Origin of the sequence: Catenibacterium sp. GCM10023432 (genome assembly GCF_042651925.1) — a bacterium.
GTDB lineage: Bacteria > Bacillota_I > Bacilli_A > Erysipelotrichales > Coprobacillaceae > Catenibacterium > Catenibacterium mitsuoka.
In genome coordinates this window covers 42,199-65,483 of sequence record NZ_JBHSEB010000075.1, presented here as the reverse complement: position 1 = coordinate 65,483, position 23,285 = coordinate 42,199, and the positions used below count along the sequence as shown (strand labels likewise).

Sequence of the window (23,285 nt, the reverse complement as noted above, 5' to 3'; positions counted from 1 at the left end):
AAATTCCTCCTAAAGTTTTATTTCACAATAAAAGGACGCATTGTCTAACACGTCCTCAGTCGTAATCGTTATTTGTTTCATACCTATGTGATTCTTATCCCACTCGGTATCCGCCTCTTCATCAGAGGACTTTCTGTGCCAGATAAAGCACTCAGCATCAATGCTTTCTGTAATATCCTTGTCCCAAGAATAGACCTTACAGAGCATGGTGCTTTTTTCACCTTTGGTCTTGAAGATATTTACCCCCTCCACAATAAGTTCGGTTCGATACATCTTCTGAGCATTGATGTTATCCACCTCTCCCAAAATCACATCTATCTTCCTTGTCTGACCATAAAGGTCATTTTCAAGTGCAGATATGTTCTTATCCTGCTTTACGGTGGATGCAGAAAGACTTACTCCGCTTGCACCTATTGTGATGGTATTTCCTGCAGGATTTAAGTAATCTCTTGTCCTACTGACACAAAGATACGTGCCATTGATACCATGAGGTTTGGAGATGCACTCCACATACATTCTTGCACGGATGTCTCCAATATCTGCACCCGTATCGGATTCATCCACGATTGTAAGCTGAATACTGGTAACTCCATTCACAAGGTCGGACAGCCTTGATTTTGCTTTTCTTAGAAGATTACTGGGAAGTGTCACATCATCCCACACTTCTGATTTCCATATCCAGCCTATTTCCTTAACTGCAGCATCGTCTGAAATATAATTCTTTCCACCATTTACAGATGTGATATCCACTCGTTCCTCAGATTCTGTTTCGTTGCCTTCTGCATCTGTTATTTTCTTCTTTGCGCCAAGTGGAATCAGCACGGTCACTCTTTCCGTATGGTCTCTTGTGATTTTTACATCTGTGATGTTTTTTCCATACTCAACCTTCTGGACGGACTTCGTTTTAAAGTCAGCAAGATAATCGAGATACTTTCCATCGTTCTCATATCGAACCATGAGATATCCACCGTGGGTATTGATGAGTTTATTCTTAATGGCATCCATCGTTATCGAATAATCGGAACTACTGTATGCCACGTAGTCATTGTCATCCGTAACTGTAATATTGCCAACCTTGAACTGTTTTTGCTGTTCCACTGCCTTGTTGTGAATAGAAACAAACTGTTCAAACAGACCTTTAAGTGTCCCCTTATATGAAAACGGTGGCTGCATGGTATCTTTCAGATAGGCAAGTGCTGACTCGCATGTCCAGGTATGTGTGTTATAAAAATCACTGCCGTCATCCAGTGCCCTTCCTTCAAATACCGTTTCCTCTCCCTTTTTACAGACAATCACAGATGCCATCGGCTTGATGGCATCAATGTAAGGATGATTAAATGGAGCAGATAAAGTCAGACTATCAATATTCTCTGCATCTTCACTGACCTTCGCCTCCGTGATAGCAAGCTTGGAGAGATTTGGATGATAGAATATATTTCCATCCACATATACTCGAAACTGTCTCATAGGCATCCCTCCCTATATCGGAAAGTCGTATTCCCGGTGCTTGTCACCTTCACAGAATTATTGCCATAGGAAAGCTGGAGTTGTGGGATTTCCCATTCTCCTGCACTTAATGTTTTATTGAACGAGTCCGTTCCCACCTTCCATGACAGCGTGGTTTCTGCTGTAGTAATGACAGTTGGAACTACTGGCATATAATCATTTTTCAAAATGACTGTTCCACTTCCAGTCTGAACAATTTCTGTCATATCCACATGGTAACGATAACTGTCACCATCGGTGCATTCCAGCACAAGCTGTCCCTTTCCGGAAAGCGGATCATAGGATGGAGTAAGCTGCAGTGTCCCAACAGCGTAAAGATTTGGCTCTTCACTTTTCCTTACCTTGCACAGTCTTCCGGCATACTGATTTGATGCTGTCAACACCTTGGCATCAAACTGACTTCTTGTTCCAAGCATAGACAAAGTAATGGTAAAGGCTCTCGGCTTGAACGAAATCATGCCAAGAGCCTCACTGAATCTGATAGGAGCATTTCTTCCCGGAACAACAACTGTCTCTGTCTGAGATTCCGGAACTGGAAATTCAATATTTTCTCTGATCCATCCCATTTTCAGCATGGACATATCGTTAATATAAATATCCGGTATCATAATGAAAGCCTCCTTGTCAGTTTTGTATTTTTACCAAGTCCGTCATCGATTGCAGGAAGTAAATGTCCTACAAGAGTTCCATCGTCAAGGTAGATTCCCTTCGAACTGTTATCTGCAATGATGGCCAAGTACTTCTCCATAGAAGTCATATTCAGTCTGCTGTCAATCATTGCTTCAAGCTGCTTGTAAAAGCCTGAAAGCGGCAGGATTGCCTCTGCTCCTGCTTCTCCTCCCATCATAAGAGAAGAACCGTTCATACCAAATGCTGTCGGCTTGGTCATGATACCGCCTTCCTTATACCAGGAAATGGATAAGTGAGGTACTGATGGCGGAGCAATCGAGAGTTTACCTGTCACACTGAAATGCGGCAGTTTGATATGAGGAAGAGAGAGCTTCATGCCGGAGAAGAAACCCTTAATGGCATCAACAACTCCCTTAACCTTATTCTTAGCCGCCTCAATCGGTGTAGTGATTGCAGATTTTATTCCATTCCACACGGATGTAGCAGTGGATTTAATTCCATTAAAAATACTTGTGATGGTACTTTTTACGGAATTAAACACGGTCGATACTGTTGTCTTTATCGCATTGATTGGAGTAGTTACCGCCGTCTTGATTGCGTTCCATACCGTAGTCGCTGTATTCTTGATGGCGTTGAATACTGTTGTGACAACTGTTTTAATGGCATTGACCACTGTTGTTACCACGGTTTTTATTCCATTCCACACAGTGGTAAATACAGTCTTGATGGCATTCATTACTGTACTGATAACTGTAGAAACTGCATTGATGACTGTTGTGACTTTGGATTTAATTGCATCCCAAACTGCAATAACAACTTCCTTACAGTTCTCCCAAATAAATCGGAACGGCAGTGTGATGATATCGAATGCCGCCTCAAAGAGTGCTGCTATGAACATAATCGCAGTCTGTACTGTATTCTTAATCCCCTCCCACAGATTCGTAAAGAAGGTTGTGATGCCTGTCCACAGATTTACGAAGAAATCTTTAATTCCAGTCCACACTTCATTCCATGAAGTACCAAACCATCCAAGCACCACATTGGCCACATTCTGAATCACATTCATGTAGTTGGTAAAGGTATTCTTGATAAAATCCCATACCGAACCAAAGATTCCTTTGACACCTTCCCATACCCGTGACCAATTGCCTGTGAATATTCCGATGAACACATCAAGAATTCCTGTGATAACACCAAGCACCGCTTCAAGGATATTAGCAATCTGTGTGAATACTCCTTCAAAAACCGGAGCAAGGAAGTTACAAAGTCCGTTCCAAATAGCAGATACAACGTCCTTGAAATTCTGGAAGTCAAAGCCTAGAGCATTCAGCCTGTCTGTAATGCCCTGCGCAAAGCCGCTGAATACAGATTTGATTCTCTCCCAGATTGCTATAATGCTGTTTCTGAAATCCTCATTCGTTCTCCACAGATGCACAAAAGCTGCAGCGAGTACTGCTAGAATAGCCACAACTGCAACCACAGGGGCAGAGATACCACCAATCGCAGCACCAACCTTTCCCATCACCCCGGATAAGCCACCGGCATTGGAAACAAGACTGGTAATCTTAAGTCCCAGCTTGCTGAATGTCTGCATGGCCACACCGCCTTTGGATATCACCGTACCAAGGATCATAAGGAACGGTCCTAAGGCTGCAATGAAAAGTCCAATCTTAACAATGACCTGTCTTGTACCCTCATCAAGATTATTCAGCCAATCCACGAAGGACTGAATCTTTGCTACGATGTTTTTAATCATTGGCATAAGTGCATCACCAATGGAAATTGCAAAACCTTCTACTGCAGACTTTAAGATCGTAAGCTGACCAGACAAGTTATCAAGCTGAGTGTCTGCCATCTGCTGTGCTGCTCCGCCACTGTTTTCAATGGCAATCTGAAGATCCGTCCAGGTATCTCCAGTATTGGCGAGCAGTGCATTAACCGATGCAAGATCTGTTTTGTTAAAAATAGTTGCTATGATGTTCGCCTTTTCTGCAGAAGTCATGCCGTCCATTGATTTATTCAGGTCACCCAAAATATCATTTAATGAACGCATATTGCCTTCGGAGTCATAGGTTTGAACACCCAATTTTTCCATTGTTTTGGCTGCACCATCTGTTGGATTCTGCAATGACAAGATGACGTTACGAAGGTGCGTACCGCCCTCTGCTCCCTTGATACCATTATTCGCCAAGATACCAAGTGCTGTATTTAATTCTGCAGTTCCACCTTTGACTGTCTTTGCTGTTGCACCAATGGTCAAGATACCTTCTCCAAGCTGTCCTACAGATGTATTTGTGCTTGATGCAGTCTTCGCCATTTGGTCAACCATTTTATTTGCATCAGACGTTTCCATTCCAAGGGCAGACATCGCATCAGTGACCATATCCGATGCTGATGCAAGATCAAGTCCTCCAGCTGCCGCAAGATTAAGTACAGTCGGAAGCGTATCAGCCATCTCCTGTGTATCGTACCCGGCAAGAGCAAGGTAATTTAGAGCCTCAGCACATTCACTTGCTGAAAACGCAGTTTTAGCCCCCATCTCTTTTGCAAGATCAGACAGTGCATCCATTGTATTGACGGACTGTCCGTCAAGCTTTGACATGGAATCTTTTGTAATTCCCATCGTAGCCTGAACCTGGCTCATGGAACTTTCAAAGTCTGCTGCTGTCTTTACAGAAGCAACACCCAGACCTGTTACCGCAGCAGATGCTACAGATACTTTCTTTCCTGCATTTGTAACACCATTACCAAAGGATTCCACCTTTGATCCTGCTTCTCCGATTTTTGTAAGTGTCTGATTGGTCTTGGATGCCTGTGACTCCAGCTTTTTAAGTTCAGCTTCCGTCTCGGCAATCTCACGTTGAAGAGCATCGTACTGCTCCTGTGAAATCTCACCCTTCTGCAGCTGTTCATTTGCCTGCTGTGCTGCTGTCTTAAGGGTTGCCAATTTTTCCTTGGTTTCTCCAATTGCCTGTGTCAGAAGTTTCTGCTTCTGCGCAAGAAGTGTTGTATTAGTCGGATCAAGTTTTAACAGCTTTTCTACATCTTTTAATGCAGACTGTGTATTTTTAATCTGACCGTTGACTCCTTTAAGAGCTGTCTGCAGTTTGGTAGTATCACCGCCAATTTCGACAGTGATACCCTTGATTCTGTTTGCCATTGGCGTCTACCTCCTTAAAAAATTGCATAATAAAAGCTCGGATTCGTCCGAGCCGTCAGAACTTATCGAAGTCCTCCTGCGTTGCAATGCTGTCATATTTTACAGAATCGTTTCCTTTCTCCGTCCAAATATCCATTACCATACCAATGGTCAGATAATCCAAGTCTCGGATGGAAAGGCCGATTTCTAAACAACGCAAGAGGAACAAGGGTGTTGTCATCTCCCTGCTACTGCGTTTAAGTTTTTTTTAGAGTCAATGTCCGTGATAAGGTTCGTTCCCCAAAGAGCAAGGATCTCCGGCAGTACTTCATAAATAGAAAACATCTCAAACTGATCAAGCCAATCATCGATGTTATCTGGGATGGTGTTATCCGCATGATATGCCATGATATATGCCACGTTCTCGAAGATTTCCAAATCATCGATAGCGAATTCCTCTCCCTCTTCCTTACTGCCTTTATAGGAGCTTTCCAGTTTTGCTAAGTCCTTGAAGATGTCTCTCTTGAACTTTGCACGATACAATCTTGGAACAGTGGCCGAGGAACGAAATTCGACCTCTTTGCCGCCAACATTAATTACTTTCTTCAGCATAATTATTTACCTCCTGTCGAAGCAGATGCGGCAGAATCGGTCTTTGCTACTGGAACATAGACTGCCTTGTACCAATCGTTGTAGGTTGCATCCGTAGTTGTATCTCCGGTTCTTGATTTTACAAGACCATCCTCTCTAGGATCTGCTGTCAAAGACAACTTCTCAGTACCAGGTTCAATGGTATCTTCCTTTGTTTCAGATTCAATAGACGGACGAGATGCCGTGCAGTTATACATAACATGACGGATACACTTCGCATCACCATCGAATTCAAATAGAAGTGCAAACTTCTCCATCTCCGCAATCTTAGAGTTTTCTACAAGAACACCATTCTTGTCGAGTTCTTCCTTAAGAATTTCTGTTCTGAACCATTCTGGAATAAGAGCAATCTCTAAGTCACCGCTATAACCGTTGTTAGATACAGAACGGAAATACACGATACCATCCGCATAGAACGGAGAAGTATCACCTTCTGCATCCAAACTGATGCTTACTGCACCGGGAATTGCTCTTGGCGTTTCATAGGAATAGCCACCATCCTCTGTCCTTGTCAGCTTTGCTGCATGAACGTTTTTAAGGTTGTATTTTACTTTATTACCCATAGCTTTTATGCCTCCATTTCAAATGAATATAGGACTTCATACATCTTTTCACTCTCAATCCATGTTTCCAAACGGTCATAAAAAATGCCGTGACTGTCAAGCACGAATTCAACTTTCTGTTCTACCGACAAGTCCTTCAAATCGGTATACAGTTCTATATGAACTTCGTTTACCTTTAGATACACTCTTCCATCAGCAGCAAAGTTATCACTGCTGGGCAAGAGATAGCAGATAAACGGTGGATCTGGACTTTCTCCCTCTGCAAAATGGTCATATGCAAAAGGAATATCCATCTCCTTTATCACGTTTAACAGTTCTTCCATTACATACCTCCAAGTGCTCTGCTGATTTCTGATTCTAAAGTTTCAATTGCTTTTTCTTCTGCCTGTGCGATATGTGGTCTTGCAGCCACTCTTCCACCACCACGTTTTGCGTGACCGTGTTCAAGAAGATGGGCAAGCTGATATCGGTTCTTGGAGTGTACTGTCAGTTCAAGTGAATTTGAAGTTTCCTTCGTTTTCTTGACAGACCAGCTCTTCGCATAGGCTCCCGTATCCTTTGGAGCAGATGCAGCGATATCTTTCCTTACTGTATTTCCTGCCTTTCTTACAGACTTTTTTAAATCATCTGTAGCCAGATCAGCATACTCCTTGAGACCGTTCATGATTTCATCTGCAAGGTTATCAATCTTTACATTTGCCAACACTATCTCCTCACTTTCTCACATTTCAGTTTCAGGCATTTCTTCTTATAGTTCATGTGGTCAATAGAAACGATGTTATAAAGGGAGCCTTCAAATATAACTCTGTGTTTTGTAACATCAAGGTCTACAAGAGCCTTACAGTATCTGACCGTAAAAGAAATATCCGAATCATCTACAATAAGACCTGCCACACTCTTTTCAGAACCACCTTCGCCACTTACCGTTGCAAAGCAGGTATGATAGTCAGTCCAAGTATTCTTATGATTGCCGATGGCATCAACCACAGTTTCATTCTTCTGAACAGTAATCTTTACATTCAGTAATGCTATATCCATCAGAACACACTCCTTCTTACACCTTCAAGCAGTGAGCGAAGGGAAATGGTAAGCTGATGGTGGTCTGCATCTTCTCGATGTTCATACAGATAGGCAACTGCGTACATGACAGCAATCTTTGATGATGGAATCGCACCGAGTTCATCAACTGATAACCTGGCTATGTCTGCACAGAGATTCTGCCCGGTTGTGATGAAGTTCTCGATAAGTGCATCGTCATCATCAAAATCCACACGAAGGTAACCCTTCATCTCATCAAGATTTACAATCATTTCTATCACCACCTAATAATCTGTGACACCTTATGACTGGCATTCCCTATATTTATATATAGGTTTCTTTTTTTATTCCTATAGAAAAGGATAGTAAATAGCCGTCATAGGGTGTCACACTTAATTATTCTTAACCCTTAGAACTTGCAGTTTCTTGCTTAAGCTTTAAGATCTTTACTGCTTCAGGAAGGATAAGCTTACCATCGACTCTTTCCTTGGCTACATAACCGACCATGCCGTTACCAGCGAAAAGTTCACGCAGTTCTGCAAAAGAACGAGAACCACGATCACCAATGTTGTAGTAACTATAGTCACCGAATGCAATCGCATTTGTAGGTGCGAAAGCAGAAGTGTGAACAGCATAGCCAAGAACTCTGTCAGGTTCTCCTTCCTTGTAAGAAGGCTGCCAGATGTAGGCACCGTTGTTGTCCTTAAGCTTTCTGATAGAAGCAAGTGTGGCATCATTCATAATGAAAGATGCGTTCTTACGGTAAGGTCTCTTAAGACCGTATACCAAATCGATAAGGTCATCAGACTTGATAGCTGCAGTAAGTGTTGCTGCAATCTGACCACCACCGTTTGCTGCGAAGATACCAGTAGGCTTTCCAGTACCGTTACCGTTAAGGAATGCATCCTCTTCGGCATTTGCTAAAGCCTTACCGAACTGAGTGATGATGTAGTTTTCAAGACCAAAGGCATTGTCATAAAGCAATTCTTCAGTAACCTTGATTGCTACATGAAGCTTGTAGGCATCAAGATAGATCTGGTCAAATGTTGCATCACCAAAAGATAATGCTCCACCTTCCTCAATCCATGCTGCTGCAGGCTTGGTAGCTGCAATGTTGATTTTGTGCTGACCTGCTGTAGTAATCTTTGTAGCAAGGCTGCGCATGATGTTCTCACCATCAAGCACATCGATAAGTCTTCTGTCATACTCCTCCGGCACAAGATAACCACCATCGGCATCTACACCTTCCTGTAATACATTGCTTACATTACGGAAATTAGAACGCATTGCAGAAAGCATCGCATCCTTGTATGCATCAGAAGCACGTCCAGTCTTTACCTTATCTGCATCACCCATAAAAGGCTTACCGGTAATCGGAGAATTAACAGGCTTTGCAAGTTCTGCTTCTCTGCGTTCTGCTCTTGTTTGACGATCAATCGCAGCTGTCAAATCCTCAATTTCCTTTTCCATCTTGTTGTAGGTTGCTGTATCCTCTTCGGAAAGCACACCATTCTTGTCTTCATGGGTCTCAACAAAGTTCTTTGCAGTATCCCACACTTTTGCTCTTTTTTCGATTAAATCCTTAATAGTCATAATAGAATTCCTCCTTAAATGAATTTCTTAATAAAATCAAGACGCTCCTTAATCTCTTTTGCAGGAGTGCCTTTACTTGCAGGTGCAGTGATTTCTGCCTGCTTTGTTACTGTCTTTTCAGGCTGGACATAGTGTTTTTCCAGCTTGTTGATAAGAGCGTTGTTTACAGCCTTGCGTGAAAAAAGCATCGAGTCAGTTGGTTTCTTTTCCTTCTCCTCGGTGCTTTCATCTTCTTCGTCCTCTTCATCAGAATCTTCTGTATTCGGTTTTGTTTCTGCTCTTGTGATAATGTCATCAGCAAAGCCAAGTTCAATGGCCTTATTTGCATCCATCCAGGTTTCTGCGTCCATCAAGTGACTAAGCTTGGCTCTTGTAAGACCAGTCTTAATCACGTAGGCATTGATGATGGATTCCTTAACTTCTGCAAGCATATCGATTGCCTTCTGCATTTCTGCATGGTCACCAAATGCTACGGTTGCAGGGTTGTGGATCATCATCATGGATACAGGAGACATAAGAACTGTATTTCCTGCCATCGCAATGACCGATGCAGCTGATGCTGCGATACCATCAATCTTTACTGTGACATTGCCTTTGTACTGTGTGAGCATATTGTAAATCTGAGCCGCAGCCACACAGTCACCACCCGGAGAATTAATCCAAACGGTGATATCTCCACTTCCGGCATTTAACTCATCCTTGAAAAGCTGTGGTGTAACATCATCGTCAAACCATGACTCCTCGGCAATCGTGCCATGCAACTCAAGGATTCGTTCTGCGACTTCTTCGTTTGCCTGGTTTAGAGTCTTTCGGCTCTTCCAGTTCCAGAACTTCTTGTTCTTCATCTGTCTTCTCCTCTCCGTTTGATGTGTCTGTTCCCGTAGCAAAGATACCCGCATCTTCAAGCTTGGTCATGTTGCCATTGATAAGGTAAAGGTCACCACCCAACTCAGCAGGAATCCTGTCGAGATTTTCAAGTTCCCTTATGTCATTGGCAGACATCCAGCCATTCTGTCTTGCAGTGGCATAACCATTCATACGGCTCTGGTAATCACCACGAAGAAGTCCGTCCACATTAAACTTAATAAAATATTGCTTTTTCTCTTCTGCAGAAAGAAGAGAACGTGCCATGTTCTGCTCCCATCTTGAAACCCATGGGTCAAGGGTGTATTTCACGAACTCAAGTGACTGCTGCTCAATATTAGAAAAGCTCGATTTCTCAAGGTCTCCTACCATATGTGGAGGCACTCTGAAAATTCGAGCAATCTCATCAATCTGAAATTTTCTTGTTTCTAAAAACTGTGCTTCGTTTGGAGAAATGGAAATCGGTGTATACTTCATCCCTTCTTCCAGAACAGCAACCTTATGTGAATTCGCACTGCCACCAAATGTCTGTGACCAGCTATCTCTTACCTTTGATGGGTCCTTTAGAGTTCCAGGGTGCTCTAATACACCGCTTGGTGCAGCACCATTCGCATAGAACTTACTTCCATACTCTTCTGCTGCGATTGCAAGACCGATAGCATTCTTGGCCATCGCAATTGGCGAGTAACCAACAAGACCATCAAATCCCAATCCTGGAACGTGCATGACTTCATCAGGTGTAAGCCTTACGGTGGAGCCTTTATTTGTAGGAGCATCATCAGAACTTACCCGGTATTCGTAATACAGATGACCCTTGTCATCACGGTCAACTCTCATACGATTTGGCATCAATGGATAAAGAGCAATAATCTCACCCTTGCCATTTCTTATGATCTGTGCGTAGGCATTACCCCAAAGTAGTAAGTGTGTCATAAGTGTTTCCCTGAAAACAAAGCTTGTCATTTCAGGGTTCGGTTCATCGTGCAGCAAATGATAGAGATTATGGCTTAATGCTTTTTCTTTTCCACCATCATCGTTATAATGATAGACATGAAGTGGCAATCCTGCGATAGCCTCTGAAAGGATACGGACGCAGGCATAAACCGCTGTCATCTGCATGGCACTTCGCTCATTTACATTCTTCCCGGCAGTACTTCCACCCATGAAGAATGAATAAGCACTACCGCTTGTTCGGTTGGTAGGAGCATCTCTTGTCCTAAATAATCCCGAAAAAATACTCATCGTTTTTTCCTCCATTGTTTTTATAATTTCCCAAAAGTAAGGAGTTGATTGCTAATGTATACATATGATGTCGATTTTGTCAAAACCCGTAGTGCAGATAAAACACCTAGAAAACGTCCATTCAAAGCAGAACGAAATCTTACTGTTTCATCTGTAGGTGGGTACAACAATAAAGAAGTACCAGCACTTCGTATCAACGGTATGTGGCTTGAAGATCTAGGCTTTCATACTGGAGATAAAGTTACTATCCATTGTGAAAACGGTAAGCTTGTCATCGAAAAATCAGAAGACAAGTAGTCCTCTTGTATCGTAGACCGATTCCGTTACTTCATTACCACATCTGATTGCTCTATCAAGTGCCATGATTGTTGCAATGGCACCGTCAATCTTTTCAGTTGATTTTTCCTTATCTGCCTTGATGTTTCCAGCAGGGTCAGTACGGATAAAGATGTTATCCATGTTCCACCTTAAAACTGGATGACCACCGTGTGCTATCTTCTGTTCAAGCACAAGCTTCATCAGTTCCTTGGTCGGTGGACTCATGTCCTTGAATCCCTGTCCGAAAGGCACAACGGTAAATCCCATGCCTTCCAGGTTCTGAACCATCTGTACTGCTCCCCAACGGTCAAAGGCAATTTCTCTGATGTTGAATCTCTCACCAAGACTTTCTATGAAATTCTCGATGTAGCCATAGTGAACAACATTACCTTCGGTTGTCTGCAGATAGCCTTTTCGCTCCCACAGATCATAGGGAACATGGTCTCTTCGCACTCGAAGGTCAAGGGTATCTTCCGGCACCCAGAAATAAGGAAGAACGATATATTTGTCATCCTCATCAAGTGGTGGAAACACAAGCACAAATGCCGTGATATCGGTTGTACTGGATAAGTCCAGTCCTCCGTAACATACACGACCTTCCAGGTCATCTTCATTAACGGCAAAGTTGCAGGCATCCCACTTTTCCATCGGCATCCATCGTACCGACTGTTTTACCCACTGATTAAGCCTTAACTGTCTGAAGGAGTTTTCTTCTCCGGGATTCTGCTTTGCAGAGTCACAGGCAGCTTTTACTTTTTCTATTGCAACTGTAATACCAAGTGATGGATTTGCTTTCTTCCATACTTTAGGGTCTGTCCAGTCTTCCGATTCATCTGCACCGTAGATAACAGAATAAAAGGTAGGGTCAACTTTTCTGCCTGCCTCAATATCTAATGCCTTCTGGTGTATCTCATAGCAGATGGAGTTCGTATCATTCCCGGCTGTTGTAATAAGGAAATACAACGGCTGCATACGGGCATCACCCGAACCCTGGGTCATTACATCATAGAGTTTTCGATTTGGCTGGGTGTGCAGCTCATCAAAGATTACTCCGTGGGTATTAAACCCATGCTTGTTTGCAACATCCGCCGACAGAACCTGGTAGGAACTGTTGGTAGGCTTATAGATGATTTTCTTCTGTGATTCCAGTATCTTCACTCTTTTCATAAGAGCCGGGCAGAACCTTATCATATCAACGGCAACATCAAATACGATTTTTGCCTGGTTTCTGTCTGCTGCACATCCGTACACTTCTGCTCTTTCTTCTCCATCACCACATAAAAGAAGAAGTGCAACGGCAGCTGCAAGTTCCGATTTTCCCTGTTTCTTGGGAATTTCAATATAGGCTGTATTGAACTGTCTGTATCCGTTTGGTTTCAGCACACCGAACAGATCCCTTATAATCTGTTCCTGCCAGTCTATCAGTTCAAATTTCTTTCCTGCCCACGTTCCTTTGGTATGGCATAGTTCCTCAATAAAGCTGACGGCATAATCCGCCATCTGCTCATCGTAATGAGAAGACTTCGCCATAAGCTTCGTGGGTTTATACTTTTTCAGTTTTCTCATTCGCCATCACCTCCACGAAAAAAGGACCCCTGGTGGAGTCCCGAAAAGTATTCTTTTTCAGTTGTTACTGTCCCATGCAGCTATGAATGGTGTTCAGGATTTCTTCCTGCTCATCCTTGTCCACACCGATGCTTTCAAGAGCCTCTCTTGTTCCACAGTCGGGGCAGATATAGGTTTCGTTATCCACTCTTGAAAGAGCCGGACTTCCGTGATATTCCTTGCCACATTTAGGGCAGATTGCAATTCTTCTTACTTCAGTCTTCATGTGTATCCCTCCTGCTAATTCTGATTGCATCAAACAGGTACTTCTCATCAAATCCAAAGGCTCGGTATCCGTCAAGGCAGGTGTTCACATAGTACCAGCTTGGGATTCCAAGTTCTCTTTCTTCATGCATGATGTAGACAAAAGCATCTCGTCTTCGCACCTTTCCCGTTCTGATGCCTTTGATATCCAGGGTCATTTCCTTTTTGTAATAGAAGTTTGGATATCCTTCGTAACGGTCGAGTGCTTTCTCATCGGTCTCGGTAACTTCCCATATTACAACAGGAACTTTAGCACCTTCCATCGGTTCAATGGTAAGGTAAGAACCTGTCTTGCTGCCTTTGAATAAAAGCTGATAGTCTTCAATGACCGATGTTCCAATAATCCTTGCTCCCGGACATCGCATTCTCATCTGTGGGATGTTCAGGTTGCTGCCATAGGCAATGTAGTATCGTTTACTCATATGGTTTCCATCCTTTCTGAAGGGGACACCCTTCTACCACCTTAAGACCACCGAAGTGGTCGACTCTTTTTATTAAGGTGTTACAAGGCTATCTCCTTGCAGTTCTGAATGCTGTATCTCCTGCAAGTCTTCTTGTAAGAAGGTCTCTTGCTGTCTTGAATTCGTCTCCGATGAACCCAAGTCTTAAGAGCCATGTTCTCATTGCGTATTTTGGATTTTCGTTCTGCTGTGGCTTTGGACTTGCTGTTCTTACTTCCTTTGCCATCTGGCTGAGTGCCAAGCAAAGCTGAATGTAGCTTTTAAGCTGTCCGGCATGAAGTCCGTTCTGCTTACCATCGGCAGGTGCGTCAAACTGGAAAAGTCTGAACTCGATGGTTCCCTTTGTGAAGGTTGCGTGGTAGTTGAGCATATGGTATCGGCTGTCATTGTAGTGTTGGCTGCGTCCGTAGTTGCAACCCTGTGTGCCGTACCAGATGTCTGCAAGCTTGCTCATGGTCTTTGGTTTCTTCTTATTGAGCTGCTCTAAAAATCTTGGGTCAACCGTTCTGCAGTATCTGTTCATTCTTCCTCGGTCAAGGTCAAGTGCCTCGGCTATCAGACTTTCGTGGCTTGCCATGATGTTTGCAAGGTTTCTCATGGTCTGTGGTGTGTGGCCGTTTGCTCCGATGTGGATGTGAACTCCGCATCCCCTTGTTGCATCGCTCTTGGCTCCTGCCTTGCGAAGCTTTCTGATCAGTTCCTGCAAGGTTTCCATGTCCTCGTATTTAAGGATTGGGGTTACCATTTCGCATTTGTGTGCATCGTCTCCGGCAATGCTGACGTCCTTTTGGAATTTCCATTCTCTTCCTTGTCCGTCCCATGCCGACCAGGTCATGTAGCCGTTCCTTGATGCTGTATTCTCGTAGCGTCCTGTTCCGAAGTATTCGGCTGCAAGCTTTGCTGCTCGCTCTCTTGTGATGCTGTTCATCTCGACCTCAACTCCGATGGTCTGCTTTTTCATTTCTTCAATCTGATGTGTGATTTTTTCGTTCATTCTATGTACCTCCGTTTGGTGTGTTTTCCCTTTTGGTAGTACTATATATCACTCTAAAAGCACACTATATCAAGTTAATTAGCACCATATACTACACAATCTTTTGGCAGAAAAACTGTGTATTTCTGACCTTTATTCTTCAGTGATCTTACGGCATTTATCCTCGCCGTAGACCACATTCAGACTGCTGCCGTTGTCCCATGCAACCATAATGCTTGCAGTATCATCAACACCTCTGACCGTACCCTTCGTTCCAATCGGTGGTGCCTGGAAATCATCCATTCTTACAAGTTCAACTCTTGTGCCTGCCGGATATTCCTTTTTCACTCTCTCAACGATATCTCTGCTTGGAAAGAACATTATACTTCGCCTCCCTTCGCACCGTTCTTGAATGCTGCCGAGCCTTCAAGGTTCTTAAGAAGAAGTTTTCTGTCTGCCTTGTATTCTGCACCGATGAATCCGAGTCTTAAAAGGAAACATCTGAATGCGTATTTCTCGTTGTCGACTTTCTTCTCCTTCGCCTGGATTCTTTTCTGATTAACACTCATCTCGCAAAGTGCTGCAATGAATCGTGTATAGGTCTGAATGCTGTCTGCATCCAGGTCTTTTGAAAACCAAGGGAAGGAAACCTTATCTTCTTCAATCTCGATGCCAAGTTCTGTAATGCCAAGTGCCTTCTTGATGAGTCCGGCTTTGGAATCAATAAGTGCCGTAAGGTTTCCCACCTTCACTTTCTCAATTGGGATTGATACCGTAAGTCCTGCGGTTTCGCCCTCTGTTGCCCCTTTATTCGGCTCACAGTCGGCTTCTTTTGCCCCCATTTGATTGTTATCCCATTCTTCTGGGGAAGTGCCTGTGGCCATTACGCAGGCATCAATGATCTTTGCTGTTTCTTCCATACTCTCTCCATCTGCAAACTCAAGTTCTCCGTTTCTTCCTACCATGTAGTTTCCAACCTCGTATGAGCAGCTTGGAACTCCAAGGTATCTGGCTTTAACACCGAGTTCCTTTTCGATTGCCTTTACCATTGCTTTTCGGCTTTCGCCCTTTACATTAAAATGCAGTACCATGTTATGTACCTCCTTCGTTTTTGGTAGTACCATATATCACTCTAAAAGGCACATATATCAAGTTGTTTGTGTGTAGAATAAGCAGCTGCTATTCGGTCGGAAACTGTGAGTAGTACACAATGCCTGAAAGCACGAATACCACGTTAGGAAGTGCTACTCCGTTGCCCCACATCTTATATTCAGCAGAATCAGAATGGGGATTGATGAGCCATTTCCTTATCTGTGCATCGGTCTTCGGCTTTGTTTCCTTACCGAGAGCCTTTGCATGGGTATCAAAGATTTCTCTCCACTCTGCAATATCCTCATCAGTGGGTTCAGGAATACCAAGGTCATCACACCACCAGTCGGGAAATCCCTGCAGTCTTGCACACTCGGTCGGTGTAAGTCTTCTTACGATATAGTCAGCTTCAAGGACTCCATTCTGAAATCCCGGATTTGTACCATTCACAAGGCATCCACTCTTTTCTTCCGTAAAGGTAATGCACTCGGCTTTCATCTGTGGATAGAATCCATAGCTTGGACTGTCATTTACAATTGGCGGGTCCTTGTAGTCGGTTGCTACAAGTGTGTTTGCAAGTTCCTCTTCAGCTGACGTAAAGAACGATGCCTTTGAAGAACTGAACACAGGATGAGCCACACCACTTGCTCCTGCTGCAACAAGTGTAGGTTCGACTTCCTCTTCCACCTGGAAAGAGAACTGTGCGTTGTAACCCTGGTTCATTGCAGATCTTCCGATTCCATACGCAACTCCATGCTGTTCTGTCGCATTAAGCGTGTACATCACATCGGATTCCTTATAGCCATCACCCTTATGAGAAGGTCTAGTTCCGTTTCCTTCAATAACAGCCATGCCGCCCTGATTGCATGATGGATTGCCACCATTCCCATCAAGGCATCTGCTGGTAGTTGCCTCATAGAATCCACTGTTAGGATTTGATGACTTCATCGCATTACTGTCCTTGGCACAGATACCATAGACCTTTGGCACGAATAAAGTCTGATCATTGTTGCATCCAAGGGTCGCTGACTTGTCTTCCTGAATCAAGGCACCCTTGCCACCACCTTCGCAGCCACTTCTGATTTTGAGAGTCTTTGGTGTCTGCACAACAAAAGGCTGATTATTACCACCCGTTCCAAATGTGGAAAGAACGGTCTGTGCCACTTCAAGAGGGCCCGTATATCTTGAGTCCTGTCCGTGGTTTTCAAACATTAAGCTGTTGCTGCCTGTTTCTCCAATGCTCTCTGCAGAACCGTTGGCAGTTTCTTGCCACGAACGGAAGCCCTGCGGAGAATACCCAGACAAGCCTTCTGACTCAAATAGTATTTTTCCGGCACACCAGCCTGCAAAATCTGCGACAAGGTAGATACGTTTTCTTCTCTGGGGTACTCCCCAAAATTGAGCATCAAGCTGTCTCCATGCGACTGAGTAACCGTCTCCCAGGATTTTTCCTGCACTCTGCCATTTTGAAGGTTTAGGCACTGACACACATTCATCTTTGATTTTGCAGACCTCTTCGAGGACGGCTCGGAAGTCTTCTCCCTTGTTGCTTGAGAAGGCTCCTGGGACATTTTCCCAGACGATAAATCTTGGATATCTGCCATTTGTCTTACTCCTCATTTCTTTTATGATTCTTACCGCTTCATAAAACAGACTGGAACGAGAACCACCAAGTCCGTCCCTCTTTCCGGCAACGGACATATCCTGGCATGGACTTCCAAATGTAATGATATCAACGGGAGGAATCTCGCCACCATTCATCTTGGAAATGTCACCGTAGTGTTTCATCTGCGGTAGTCTTTTCGTTGTTACACGAATAGGAAAAGGCTCGATTTCCGATGCCCACAAAGGGGTAACACCAGAAAGCAATCCTCCTAAAGGAAACCCGGCAGAACCATCAAAAAGGCTGCCAAGGGTCAAATTATTCTGTTTCTCCATCCGTACCCTCCACTTCTTTTACCAGTGCAGAGTATGGGATCTTCTCACCATCTCTGATTACAAATACACCTTCTGCATCACCGGTATCCTCAACATATCTGCGAAGGATGACGGATGCGTATTTTTCATCAAGTTCCATCGTATGACATACACGGTTCGTCTGCTCACAGGTCATGAGAGTTGAACCACTGCCACCAAAGGTATCAATGACGATTGCATTTTCCTGACTTGAATTTCCAATCGGATAGGCAAGCAGGTCAAGTGGCTTTGAGGTCGGATGGTTCTTATTCTTTTTCGGCTTATCGAAGTTCCAGATGGTAGTCTGACTTCTGCCTGCATTTTTGCTCCAGTAGTGCTTTCCGTTCTGTAAAAAGCCGTAAAGGACTGGTTCATGCTGCCACTGATAATCCGAACGGCCAAGCACAAGGGAGTTCTTTACCCAGATGCAACAGCCGGATAAGTGAAAACCTGCATCCATGAAAGCCTTTCTGAAATTAAGACCTTCTGTATCTGCATGAAATACATAAGCCGAGCCACCCTTTTCAAGATGCTCGGCCATGTTCTTAAATGCTGAAAGCAGGAATTCATAGAATTTATCATTTGCCATCTTATCATTTTTGATGGATAGACCATCGGAACTTTCAAATGCCACATTGTAAGGCGGATCAGTAATGATAAGGTTGGCTTTTTTACCATCCATAAGTGCAGCTACATCTTCTGAAGAAGTTGCATCACCACACATCAGTCTGTGTCTTCCGACTGTCCAGATATCACCACGCTTTACAAAGGCTGCTTTTTCAAGTGCAGCTGACAAATCGTAGTCATCATCCTTTACCCCGGAAGTATCATCCGAACCAAAGAGATCTGCAATCTCGCTTTCGTCAAATCCCGTAAGTCCTATATCGAAGTCCTCACCCTGGAGAGCCTCAATCTCAATACGAAGTAACTCTTCGTCCCATCCTGCATCCATTGCCATTCGGTTGTCTGCCAGGATATATGCTTTCTTCTGTGCCTCTGTAAGGTAGTCCACAAATACACAAGGCACTTCAAGTATTCCTTCTTCCTTTGCAGCAAGGATTCTTCCGTGACCTGCGATAACATTAAACTCTCGGTCAATGATAACAGGATTGATGAAACCGAACTCACGAAGGGAAGAACGAAGTTTCATAACCTGCTCGGCAGAATGGGTTCTTGCATTATTCGCATAAGGAATAAGTTTTGATACAGCTACAAGCTGCATTTCTGTAGTTGTCTTTCCCATAATGCCTCCTTAATAAAGTCCCCACTCGGCAAACTTCTCAAAGCCACCGATGGAACGAATAAACTCTCTTGCTTCTTCCACAATTTCCTTATATGGAATACCATCAACGGCATCATCACCAATGGCACATACAAGTTCTACTGGTTTGCCAGTTCTCTGTGCCTTAAGGAATGCATGGATATTTACAGAAACATCCGCCTTGGATAAGTCCTTGCCATGAAGACCACCACCTGTTACGGAGTCTGCCATATCAGAACCAAGCTTACGATTGGTTGCCCCGGTATCTACATCCGTGCCACCAGTCCAGTCACCCAGGGGATTGATTTCAGCTGCAGGATAGATTTCCTTTAAGTGTACTTTTTTTGCATTGCTTTGGCAGATGATGAGTCTTGCCTGATCAAGAATGTACTTTCCATCAAACGGATACACTTTATAGATGTCTCTTGCTATCTGGGATAATGCCTTCTGCTCTTCAGTAAGTGGCATTCCCTTGAAGATTCCATTGTCACCACAATGGATGCTCTCTTCTTGGTTCTTTGCAAGGTGTATATCCTGGGGAACTATCTCGATGTCTGCTCTGACATCTCCGGCAATTCTATGGATTACTTCTGCAACATCAAGCTTGTCAATATCAGCTGATGTTTCAATAATTACATGAGCCTGCCCATGACCGATAAGCACCTCAACGGCAACCTTCGGATTTTCTTCTTTTGCATAAGCCAAATCAACAATGGCACCTGCTATTCTGTCTGCCACCTTATCAGGATGGCATGGATTTACTTTTTCAATCATATTATTTTCCTTCCCTTGCTCTTAGGAGTCTTTCCATCAAATCATTCTGTGGAGCAGCATCATCATAATCTGTGCTGCAGTTCTCCTTCACAATCTGAAATATTTCGTTCCAGAGCCTTACTGCCTGGTTCATATAGTTGATGCCAATGTTAATGAACGGAGATGGGATTGGTTTCTGTGTTGTTGGGTGCTTTGAAAGAAATCCCAGCTTGTTGGTCATCTCTTCGCACTGAATCCATCTTGCAGAACACATCGCATATCTTTCCAACAGCTGTGGGGATACCTTCGATGAGCATCCGATCTTGTTGAGCCAGTTCCATGTTTCCGTATAGATTTCGTGAGCCTGCAGTTCACTTCCGTCTCTCTGTTCTGCAGACAGGAAGTCGTGTGGCTTTGGCATCTCCACACCTTCCACTTCAGGAATATCCAGGACTTCTAATTTTCTGCCACCCGGATTTCCGTTCTTTGCTTTCTCGGATACAGCCGTTTTCTTGCGACCTGCACCAGGTCTTGCACCACCACGGCCACCGATGTTATTCGATTTTGTAGGCACGTCTGTACACCCTCCTTTAATTACCCTTTTGATTTCGCATTTTTCACACGCAAGACCCCACGCCGTTCCACGGTGACGGTCATTTTAGAGATTTCGACCGCCCCTGGGTCTTTTTTTCTCATCAAATCATATGTTTTTTTTGAAGTGTGACAGGGTAAGACTGTCATTTCCTATATTTATATATATAGATTATTTTTTAACCTCTATAGAAAAGGTATGTAAATACCCGTCATAGCCTGTCACACTTAATATTTATACACATGATGTTTTTTGCTACCATGATAATCACCACGCTCTGCATGAATCTTTGCATGGCATGATTTACATAAAGCAATGAGGTTAGACCTCTCATGCGTTCCACCTTCTGACAATGGCAGCTTGTGATGAACTTCATCTGCAGGCACAAGGATTCCTTTCTCAAAACACAGTTCACAGAAAGGATGTTCCTTAACATAGCTGTCACGGATTCGTTTCCACGCTCTTCCGTACTTACGGCGTACAGTTTTATCTCTACCGTACTTCTCGTAGGAACGGACGGCTTGTTTCTCGTGTTCCTTGCAGTATCTACCTTCTGTTAAATTAGGACAGCCAGGATAACCACATGGTTTCTTTGGTTTTCTTGGCATCTTTTTCACCTCCATCTGGACATAACAAAAGCCTCTGCGGGATTGCTCCTACAAAGGCTCTGTTGTCTTTATATAATTTTCTACAATACCATTCTACACCATTTCAATATGAACGGGGAGTGGCCTAGGGGTGATCTAGGGGTGTCCTCTTTCAAAACTGTCCAATGCACGTCTATGTAGTTTCTTTGTCCAGCGCAGTGAGTAGTGCATTCGAACAGAAATATCTGGCATTGATAAAAATTCCAAGTACCTATATCTTAGAATCATCTGTTCCATAGGATCTTCCACAACATCAATTGCATTGTCCACTTCGGTTTTAATCTCTTCAAGCATTTTATAATCTTCAGCAATCTCTCGCTCTAAATCATCTATCTTTTCTAAGTAGCGAACAAAGGGTGATTTTGTATTTGGATTGCTTGAAAAATGCTCTTCGAATCCCGGTGATGATGGACTGCACGATAATTCTCTGTAAAATCCGAGCTTAATTTTCTTATCATTAATCTTGTTATTTAGAATGAAAGGTCTGTTTAAAAACTCATTGCCTTGCATCCACACCACCCCCGATTCTCGCCTTAACCGCATCGATAAGATCTGTCTGTGTTTTCTCTTTGAGCCTTAGTGCCTTCATCACATCTTCATCAATCGTATCCTTTGCAATAATGTGATGGATGACTACTGTGTCATTCTGACCCTGCCTATAAAGTCTTGCATTTGTCTGCTGATAAAGTTCAAGCGACCATGTAAGACCAAACCATATAAGTGTTGAACCACCACTTTGAAGATTCAAGCCATGTCCGGCACTTGCCGGATGAATAACAGCAACAGGAATATCACCATTATTCCAATCTCTGATATCCTTCGAAGTCTTGATTTCACGAACCTTGAATCTTTCCTTGATTCGTTCAAGATCATGGTTATACCAGTAAGCCACAAGTACAGGCTTGCCGTTTGCACCTTCAATCAAGTCCTCAAGTGCATCAAGCTTACGGTCATGAATATAGAAGACCTCTTTTTCTTCGTTATAGATAGCACCATTAGCCATCTGCAGAAGCTTTCCTGAAAGAGCAGCTGCATTTGCAGCATCAATCTCTTCATCTTCCAAAGACACAACCATTTCCTGTCTTAATTCGTCATATACAGACCATTCCTTTTCTGAAAGCTTTACTTCCACTTCATTCATAATGCATTCAGGCATTTTAAGAAAATCTGCCGACTTCATGGAAATCGTAATATCCGATATCAGTCTGTAGATGGCATCTTCTGCACCAGGTCTTGGCTTATATGAAAATATCATCTGCTGATTTCGTTTATCCGGCACAAAGAAATTCATACGATAATGTGTGATATATCTTCCGAGCCTTTCTCCCATATCAAGGATTCTGAATTCTGCCCACAAGTCCATCAATCCGTTACTGCTTGGAGTTCCTGTAAGACCCACGATTCTTTTTACCTTTGGCCTTACTTTAAGAAGGCTCTTGAATCGTTTAGCCGATGCAGATTTGAAAGACGATAATTCATCAATGACTACCATATCGAAATCGAACGGAAAGCCACTCTTATTGATAAGCCAGTCCACATTCTCTCTGTTGATTAGATAGATACCAGCACTTTTTCTTAATGCCTCTTTTCTCTCCGGCTCTGTACCTATAACAACCGAATAGGTAAGATTCTTTAAGTGATTCCACTTTTCAATCTCTGCAGGCCATGTATCTCTTGCTACTCGAAGGGGTGCAATCACAAGAACCTTTCCTACTTCAAAGCTGTTATAGAGCAGTTCATAGATTGCCGTTAAGGTAATCACGCTCTTTCCCATACCACAATCAAGGAAGATTGCCGCCACAGGATGTTCCAGCACAAAGTCTGTTGCATATTTTTGATAATCATGAGGATTGTATTTCATCAATGACACCCCCAATCACATCCGTGTTATCAACCACATAGCAGGGAAAGCCTAAAGCTGATAACTGTTTCATTCTTCTTTTCTGTAAGACTCTTGGTTTCTTGCCAGGAGCCTTGAGTTCTATAAAAGCCATTCTCCCTTTTGGAAGAAGAACCAGTCTGTCCGGCACTCCGTCAAATCCGGGAGATGTAAATTTTATGCAGAAACCTCCCGCAAGCTTTACAGCCTTTACAAGTTTCTGCTCTACTTCTTTTTCACGCATTCGTGCCACCTCCATCA

General features: G+C 43.4%; 27 protein-coding genes. 1 reads left to right on the top strand and 26 read right to left on the bottom strand.

Annotated features, from left to right (window positions below; genetic code table 11):
* Positions 1-9: 9 nt before the first annotated feature.
* The 12 genes from ACFOZZ_RS09930 to ACFOZZ_RS09875 all read right to left on the bottom strand — a co-directional run bounded on the left by ACFOZZ_RS09930 (position 10) and on the right by ACFOZZ_RS09875 (position 11,226).
* The gene (locus ACFOZZ_RS09930) at positions 10-1,467 is read right to left on the bottom strand and encodes a phage tail spike protein (protein ID WP_234756793.1); all 1,458 of its coding nucleotides are present in this window, start codon (positions 1,465-1,467) and stop codon (positions 10-12) included.
* Positions 1,464-2,114, bottom strand: a complete 651-nt coding sequence (locus tag ACFOZZ_RS09925; protein WP_234756791.1) for a hypothetical protein — start codon at positions 2,112-2,114, stop codon at positions 1,464-1,466. The genes ACFOZZ_RS09930 and ACFOZZ_RS09925 overlap by 4 nt, the downstream gene beginning before the upstream one ends.
* The gene (locus ACFOZZ_RS09920) at positions 2,111-5,296 is read right to left on the bottom strand and encodes a phage tail tape measure protein (RefSeq protein ID WP_234756789.1); all 3,186 of its coding nucleotides are present in this window, start codon (positions 5,294-5,296) and stop codon (positions 2,111-2,113) included. Before ACFOZZ_RS09920 ends, ACFOZZ_RS09925 begins: the two co-directional genes overlap by 4 nt.
* A 216-nt stretch (positions 5,297-5,512) precedes the next feature.
* Complete coding sequence (locus tag ACFOZZ_RS09915; RefSeq protein WP_234756786.1) at positions 5,513-5,887, bottom strand: hypothetical protein; 375 nt, start codon at positions 5,885-5,887, stop codon at positions 5,513-5,515.
* Positions 5,888-5,889: 2 nt separating this feature from the next.
* A complete protein-coding gene (locus ACFOZZ_RS09910) occupies positions 5,890-6,489 on the bottom strand; it encodes a major tail protein (RefSeq protein ID WP_234756784.1) in 600 nt (199 codons plus the stop codon).
* A 5-nt stretch (positions 6,490-6,494) separates the two neighbouring features.
* Positions 6,495-6,812: a hypothetical protein gene (locus tag ACFOZZ_RS09905; protein WP_376815163.1), complete on the bottom strand. Its 318-nt coding sequence runs from the start codon at positions 6,810-6,812 to the stop codon at positions 6,495-6,497.
* The gene (locus ACFOZZ_RS09900; RefSeq protein WP_369067332.1) at positions 6,812-7,195 is read right to left on the bottom strand and encodes an HK97 gp10 family phage protein; all 384 of its coding nucleotides are present in this window, start codon (positions 7,193-7,195) and stop codon (positions 6,812-6,814) included. The genes ACFOZZ_RS09905 and ACFOZZ_RS09900 overlap by 1 nt, the downstream gene beginning before the upstream one ends.
* Positions 7,195-7,527, bottom strand: coding sequence for a phage head closure protein (locus ACFOZZ_RS09895; RefSeq protein ID WP_346793662.1), 333 nt, complete (start codon positions 7,525-7,527; stop codon positions 7,195-7,197). The genes ACFOZZ_RS09900 and ACFOZZ_RS09895 overlap by 1 nt, the downstream gene beginning before the upstream one ends.
* Entirely contained in the window at positions 7,527-7,799 is a 273-nt protein-coding gene (locus tag ACFOZZ_RS09890; RefSeq protein WP_117445760.1) for a head-tail connector protein, read from the bottom strand. The genes ACFOZZ_RS09895 and ACFOZZ_RS09890 overlap by 1 nt, the downstream gene beginning before the upstream one ends.
* Positions 7,800-7,929: 130 nt before the next feature.
* Positions 7,930-9,120, bottom strand: a complete 1,191-nt coding sequence (locus tag ACFOZZ_RS09885) for a phage major capsid protein (protein ID WP_376815162.1) — start codon at positions 9,118-9,120, stop codon at positions 7,930-7,932.
* A gap of 14 nt (positions 9,121-9,134) precedes the next feature.
* Entirely contained in the window at positions 9,135-9,965 is an 831-nt protein-coding gene (locus tag ACFOZZ_RS09880; RefSeq protein ID WP_376815161.1) for a head maturation protease, ClpP-related, read from the bottom strand.
* Entirely contained in the window at positions 9,883-11,226 is a 1,344-nt protein-coding gene (locus ACFOZZ_RS09875; RefSeq protein ID WP_376815160.1) for a phage portal protein, read from the bottom strand. The genes ACFOZZ_RS09880 and ACFOZZ_RS09875 overlap by 83 nt, the downstream gene beginning before the upstream one ends.
* 54 nt (positions 11,227-11,280) lie before the next feature.
* Here ACFOZZ_RS09875 and ACFOZZ_RS09870 point away from each other — a divergent pair, with 54 nt between their 5' ends.
* Positions 11,281-11,523: a SymE family type I addiction module toxin gene (locus tag ACFOZZ_RS09870; protein WP_376815159.1), complete on the top strand. Its 243-nt coding sequence runs from the start codon at positions 11,281-11,283 to the stop codon at positions 11,521-11,523.
* On the opposite strand, the gene ACFOZZ_RS09865 is transcribed toward ACFOZZ_RS09870, so the two are convergent.
* The 14 genes from ACFOZZ_RS09865 to ACFOZZ_RS09800 all read right to left on the bottom strand — a co-directional run bounded on the left by ACFOZZ_RS09865 (position 11,509) and on the right by ACFOZZ_RS09800 (position 23,268).
* A complete protein-coding gene (locus ACFOZZ_RS09865) occupies positions 11,509-13,110 on the bottom strand; it encodes a terminase large subunit (RefSeq protein ID WP_207618610.1) in 1,602 nt (533 codons plus the stop codon). The two genes, ACFOZZ_RS09870 and ACFOZZ_RS09865, sit on opposite strands and share 15 nt — an antisense overlap.
* Before the next feature lie 64 nt (positions 13,111-13,174).
* Positions 13,175-13,375, bottom strand: a complete 201-nt coding sequence (locus tag ACFOZZ_RS09860; protein ID WP_132226267.1) for a hypothetical protein — start codon at positions 13,373-13,375, stop codon at positions 13,175-13,177.
* A complete protein-coding gene (locus tag ACFOZZ_RS09855; RefSeq protein ID WP_234756766.1) occupies positions 13,365-13,835 on the bottom strand; it encodes a gamma-glutamylcyclotransferase family protein in 471 nt (156 codons plus the stop codon). Before ACFOZZ_RS09855 ends, ACFOZZ_RS09860 begins: the two co-directional genes overlap by 11 nt.
* Before the next feature lie 88 nt (positions 13,836-13,923).
* Entirely contained in the window at positions 13,924-14,868 is a 945-nt protein-coding gene (locus ACFOZZ_RS09850) for an amidoligase family protein (RefSeq protein ID WP_165622591.1), read from the bottom strand.
* Between the two features lie 132 nt (positions 14,869-15,000).
* A complete protein-coding gene (locus ACFOZZ_RS09845) occupies positions 15,001-15,228 on the bottom strand; it encodes a DUF4314 domain-containing protein (RefSeq protein WP_165622592.1) in 228 nt (75 codons plus the stop codon).
* Positions 15,228-15,938, bottom strand: a complete 711-nt coding sequence (locus tag ACFOZZ_RS09840) for a virulence protein (RefSeq protein WP_346793655.1) — start codon at positions 15,936-15,938, stop codon at positions 15,228-15,230. Before ACFOZZ_RS09840 ends, ACFOZZ_RS09845 begins: the two co-directional genes overlap by 1 nt.
* A gap of 88 nt (positions 15,939-16,026) precedes the next feature.
* On the bottom strand, positions 16,027-17,874 hold the full coding sequence (locus ACFOZZ_RS09835) for a DNA cytosine methyltransferase (RefSeq protein ID WP_376815158.1): 1,848 nt from the start codon (positions 17,872-17,874) through the stop codon (positions 16,027-16,029).
* Positions 17,858-19,135 carry a site-specific DNA-methyltransferase gene (locus tag ACFOZZ_RS09830; protein ID WP_234756760.1) on the bottom strand — a complete coding sequence of 426 codons (1,278 nt, stop codon included), beginning with the start codon at positions 19,133-19,135 and terminating at the stop codon, positions 17,858-17,860. Before ACFOZZ_RS09830 ends, ACFOZZ_RS09835 begins: the two co-directional genes overlap by 17 nt.
* Before the next feature lie 9 nt (positions 19,136-19,144).
* Entirely contained in the window at positions 19,145-19,927 is a 783-nt protein-coding gene (locus ACFOZZ_RS09825) for an S-adenosylmethionine synthetase N-terminal domain-containing protein (RefSeq protein ID WP_216697160.1), read from the bottom strand.
* Between the two features lies 1 nt (position 19,928).
* A complete protein-coding gene (locus tag ACFOZZ_RS09820; protein WP_132226275.1) occupies positions 19,929-20,480 on the bottom strand; it encodes a terminase in 552 nt (183 codons plus the stop codon).
* Between the two features lie 245 nt (positions 20,481-20,725).
* On the bottom strand, positions 20,726-21,106 hold the full coding sequence (locus ACFOZZ_RS09815) for an HNH endonuclease (protein ID WP_376815157.1): 381 nt from the start codon (positions 21,104-21,106) through the stop codon (positions 20,726-20,728).
* A gap of 135 nt (positions 21,107-21,241) precedes the next feature.
* Entirely contained in the window at positions 21,242-21,655 is a 414-nt protein-coding gene (locus tag ACFOZZ_RS09810; protein ID WP_376815156.1) for a hypothetical protein, read from the bottom strand.
* A complete protein-coding gene (locus ACFOZZ_RS09805; protein ID WP_376815155.1) occupies positions 21,642-23,006 on the bottom strand; it encodes an SNF2-related protein in 1,365 nt (454 codons plus the stop codon). Before ACFOZZ_RS09805 ends, ACFOZZ_RS09810 begins: the two co-directional genes overlap by 14 nt.
* On the bottom strand, positions 22,987-23,268 hold the full coding sequence (locus tag ACFOZZ_RS09800; RefSeq protein WP_234756753.1) for a VRR-NUC domain-containing protein: 282 nt from the start codon (positions 23,266-23,268) through the stop codon (positions 22,987-22,989). Before ACFOZZ_RS09800 ends, ACFOZZ_RS09805 begins: the two co-directional genes overlap by 20 nt.
* Positions 23,269-23,285 lie beyond the last annotated feature (17 nt).